At 63.0% G+C, this 4,546-nt stretch carries 4 protein-coding genes and 1 tRNA gene; all 5 read left to right on the top strand.

The features are described from left to right. Window positions 1-56: 56 nt before the first annotated feature. The 5 genes from pheS (at window position 57) to ACJWXQ_RS05360 (ending at window position 4,338) form a co-directional block, all read left to right on the top strand. On the top strand, window positions 57-1,073 hold the full coding sequence (pheS, locus tag ACJWXQ_RS05340) for a phenylalanine--tRNA ligase subunit alpha (protein ID WP_346052759.1): 1,017 nt from the start codon (window positions 57-59) through the stop codon (window positions 1,071-1,073). A 96-nt stretch (window positions 1,074-1,169) separates the two neighbouring features. Next, window positions 1,170-3,539 carry a phenylalanine--tRNA ligase subunit beta gene (gene pheT, locus ACJWXQ_RS05345; protein ID WP_406672326.1) on the top strand — a complete coding sequence of 790 codons (2,370 nt, stop codon included), beginning with the start codon at window positions 1,170-1,172 and terminating at the stop codon, window positions 3,537-3,539. Window positions 3,540-3,541: 2 nt separating this feature from the next. Further along, complete coding sequence (ihfA, locus tag ACJWXQ_RS05350; protein ID WP_346052763.1) at window positions 3,542-3,841, top strand: integration host factor subunit alpha; 300 nt, start codon at window positions 3,542-3,544, stop codon at window positions 3,839-3,841. After that, window positions 3,822-4,178, top strand: a complete 357-nt coding sequence (locus ACJWXQ_RS05355; protein WP_346052765.1) for a MerR family transcriptional regulator — start codon at window positions 3,822-3,824, stop codon at window positions 4,176-4,178. Before ihfA ends, ACJWXQ_RS05355 begins: the two co-directional genes overlap by 20 nt. An 83-nt stretch (window positions 4,179-4,261) precedes the next feature. After that, window positions 4,262-4,338 (top strand) — tRNA-Pro (locus ACJWXQ_RS05360). Window positions 4,339-4,546 lie beyond the last annotated feature (208 nt).

Raw genomic sequence — 4,546 nt, forward strand, 5'->3', positions numbered from 1 at the left:
CCATACCTTTCCCCTTCTTTTTTTCGTCATGGTGATTGGCCCATTGGGAGTGGCCCGTGGAAGATCTGGAGAGACTGAGTCGGGAGGCCGAGGCGGCCATTGAAGCCGCGGAGGACCTCAGGCAGCTGGACGACATCCGGGTACGGTACCTCGGCAAGAAAGGTGAGTTGACCGCCTTGCTGAAAAGCCTGGGCAAACTGCCGGCCGATGAGCGCCCGGCGGCCGGTCAGGCCATCAACAAGGCCAAGGGTGAGGTGCAGTCCCGTATCGAGGCCCGCAAGGCGGATCTTGAGAACGCCGAGATCGAAGCCCGCCTCAAGCGTGAGTCGGTGGACGTGACTCTGCCGGGGCGTGGTCAGGGCCGGGGCGGTCTGCACCCGGTGACCCGCACCCTGCAGCGTATTGAAGGCATTTTTCGTCAGGCCGGTTTTGAAGTGGCCGATGGGCCGGAGATCGAAGACGAGTTCCACAACTTCGAGGCTCTGAATATTCCCGAGCACCATCCGGCCAGGGCCATGCACGATACCTTCTTCGTGCGCCCCGGCGAGGTCCTGCGCACGCATACCTCACCGGTACAGATCCGGGCCATGAAAGACAGCCGCCCGCCGCTGCGCATCATTGCGCCGGGTCGGGTGTATCGCTGCGATTCGGATGTGACCCACACGCCCATGTTCCACCAGGTGGAAGGGCTGTTGGTGGACAGTAATGTGAGCATGAGCCACCTGAAGGGGATTCTCACGGATTTCCTGCGCGCCTTTTTCGAAAAGGATCTGGCGGTGCGTTTCCGACCGTCCTATTTCCCCTTCACCGAACCCTCGGCGGAAGTGGACATGGAATGCGTGATCTGTGGCGGCGAAGGCTGCCGGGTCTGTTCCGGCACCGGCTGGCTGGAAGTGCTGGGTTGCGGCATGGTTCACCCGGAAGTTTTCCGGCATGTGAATATCGATGCCGAGCAATGGCGCGGTTATGCCTTTGGCATGGGTGTGGAGCGCCTGGCCATGTTGCGCTACGGCGTGGACGATCTGCGCCTGTTCTTCGAGAACGACCTGCGCTTCCTCGGTCAATTCGCCTAGCCGCGTCACAGTTCTGTTCACTGAAAGTCGATTGATGCCGCTGCGGTCTCCGCTGGTTACCGGAGGGGCAAGAGACAAACATCCTGGGAGCACGCAATGCGCGTCAGTACGAACTGGCTGAATGAATGGGTGGATCATGGTCTGGAAAACCAGGCCCTGGCCGACCGTCTGACCATGGCGGGCCTGGAGGTCGATGCCATCGAAGGGGCGGCCGAGGACTTTTCCGGCGTGGTGGTGGGGGAGGTGATATCTGTCGAGCCCCATCCCAATGCCGACAAGCTCAATCTCTGCCAGGTCTCGGATGGTAATGACACCGTGCCGGTGGTCTGTGGTGCGCCCAATGTCTTCAAGGGCATGCGCGCCCCCTTTGCCCGGGTCGGGGCCGTCCTGCCCGGCGACTTCAAGATCAAGAAGGCCAAGCTCAGAGGCGAGGCCTCCCAGGGCATGCTTTGTTCGGCCAAGGAGCTGGGCCTGTCCGAGGATGCCGCCGGGCTGATGCAGCTTGCCGGCGATGCGCCGGTGGGTACGGACCTGCGCGACTATCTGGGCCTGGACGATCAGATCATCGAGATCGACCTGACCCCCAACCGGGGCGATTGCCTGGGCATGATCGGTGTGGCCCGGGAAGTGGGTGCCTTGACCGGCAAGTCGGTCTGCCGACCGCCGGTGGGGGAGGTCAGCCAGGGCGGCAGTGAAGAGATCCCCGTGAGTGTGGAAGACCCCGCCGACTGTCCCAGTTACGCCGGGCGCGTGATCACCGGCATTGATACCCGGGCCGAAAGCCCGGTGTGGCTGACCGAGCGTCTGCGCCGCGCTGGTCTGCGTCCCATCAGCCCGGTGGTGGATGTCACCAATTACGTCATGCTGGAGCTGGGCCAGCCCATGCACGGCTTTCGCCTCGACGCCATCCAGGGCGGGGTGACCGTGCGCCGTGGTCGCCAGGACGAAAAGATCACCCTGCTGGATGAGCGGGAAGTGGCCCTGGACGAGGATATTCTGGTCATCGCCGACGAGCGTGGCCCCATCGCCATGGCCGGTGTCATGGGCGGACTCGGCACCGCCGTGGAGCCGGACACCGAAGCGGTCTTTCTGGAGAGCGCCTGCTTCAGCCCCACCGTCATCGCCGGGCGGGCCCGCCGCTTCGGCCTGCACACCGATGCATCCCACCGTTTCGAGCGGGGCGTTGACCCGGCCCTGCAGCAGCGGGCTCTGGACCGGGCCACGGCACTGATCCAGTCCATTGCCGGCGGCGAGGCCGGTCCGGTCACCCTGGCCGGCAGTCAGCCGGCCGAGGCGGCACCCATCCGCCTGCGCCGCGAGCGCCTGCACGCTGTGCTCGGTTTCGAGCTTGAAGCCGATCAGGTGACCGACATGCTCCAGCGTCTGGGTCTGGAAGTCCGCGCCGATGAGGCCGGCTGGGAGGCCGTGCCGCCAAGCTTCCGTTTTGATCTTGCCATTGAGGAAGACCTCATCGAGGAAGTGGTTCGCATCCACGGTTACGACCGGGTGCCGGTGGAGTCCCTGCCCAGCGACGTCCGCCCCGGCGAGATGCCCGAGTCCCGGCTCGCCCTGGACCAGCTCCGATCGCTGCTTGTCGAGCGCGGCTACCAGGAAGCGATCACCTACAGCTTCGTCCCCGCCGAGACCGACCGCATACTGTCCGGCGGCACCGAGGGCCAGAAACTCGCGAATCCCATCTCACAGGACCTGGAGACCATGCGGACCACGCTGTGGTCGGGGCTGGTGGGCGCTCTGCGGCATAACGCCAATCGCCAGCAGAGCCGAATTCGATTGTTTGAGTCGGGTCTCAGGTTTATTCCGCAAGGCTCTGATATTAAACAGGAACCCTGGGTCGCCGGCGTGGCCTGGGGGAGTGCCGAGCCCGAGCAATGGGATGGCCGCAAGCGGCCAGTGGACTTCTTTGATGTCAAAGGCGATGTCGAGGCCCTGCTCACCGCCGGCGGCCCGCGCGGACTGACCTTCCAGGCCGACAGCCATCCGGCGCTTCACCCCGGTCAGTGTGCGCGTATCCTCGTGGAAGGTGAGAAGGGCGGCTGGATCGGCCGTATTCATCCTCAGATCGCCGATCAACTGGATGTCCCGGCAGACAGCTATCTGTTCGAGATTCCGCTGGCCGTGGCCGCTCAGGGGCGCCTGCCGGCCTACCGCCCGGTCTCCCGCTTCCCCTCGGTGCGCCGTGACCTGGCCTTCATCGTGGACGAGTCGGTGCCGGCCGCCGAGCTGGTCTCTGCCGCGCGAGAAGCCGCGGGGGAGGTGCTGTCCGAGGTGCGGGTCTTCGACGTGTACCAGGGCAAGGGCGTAGATTCAGGACGAAAAAGTATTGCTTTAGGCTTGATTTTACAGGGTTCTTCGCGCACCCTTACTGATGATGATTCGGATCGGGTGGTCCAGCAGGTGAGGGAGTTGCTTGAAACCCGACTTGGAGCCACGGTGAGAGATCAATAACAATGGCACTCACGAAGGCGGAGCTAGCGGAAGCGCTGTTCGATGAACTTGGATTGAACAAGCGCGAAGCCAAGGAGCTGGTGGATCTCTTCTTTGAGGAGATCAAGAACGCGTTGGCCGACGGCACACAGGTCAAGCTTTCCGGTTTCGGTAATTTCGACCTCCGGGACAAGAACCGGCGCCCTGGTCGTAACCCCAAAACCGGGGAAGAGATTCCCATTTCAGCTCGCAGGGTTGTTACTTTCCGTCCGGGGCAGAAGCTCAAGACCAGGGTAGAGGCTTATGCTGGAACCAGGGAATAACGACGAACTCCCGGTCATCCCGGGCAAGCGCTATTTCACCATCGGCGAGGTCAGCGACCTCTGCGGGGTGAAACCGCATGTCCTGCGGTATTGGGAGCAGGAATTCCCCCAGCTCAAGCCGGTCAAGCGCCGCGGAAACCGCCGCTACTACCAGCGCCATGATGTTCTGGTAATTCGGCAGATCCGTAGTCTGCTCTACGATCAGGGCTTTACCATCGGCGGCGCCCGCCAACAGCTTTCCGGCGAAAACGCCAAGCAGGACGTCAACCAGAGTCAGCAGATCATCAAACAGATCCGCACCGAACTCGAGGAAATCCTGCACACCCTGCGGACCTAGGCTCATCACGCTCGCCAAGGGTTTCCAGACCGAGCATTTTCCAGTATCATTCCGCCCTCGCCTGAACGGCGAACAGCAGTTCTCGGGGTGTAGCGCAGCCTGGTAGCGCACCTGCATGGGGTGCAGGTGGTCGGAGGTTCAAATCCTCTCACCCCGACCAAATCCAAGAGCCCGTCGATTAACTTCGGCGGGCTTTTTTCGTATAGGTGCCCCTAGACGGGAGGATTTGAACCTACGGTTCACTTTCCTGCTACGGCATCCTGCCTCCGCGACGGAAAGCCCGGGGCAGGCCGTCCGTGGCCTGCCCGCCAGCCGAGCTGCGAAATGCCACCGGCATTTCGGTCTCGTCTGGCCCTCTCACCCCGACC

It is taken from the genome of Natronospira sp., from assembly GCF_007134575.1.
In the GTDB taxonomy this organism is placed as follows: Bacteria; Pseudomonadota; Gammaproteobacteria; order Natronospirales; family Natronospiraceae; genus Natronospira; species Natronospira elongata.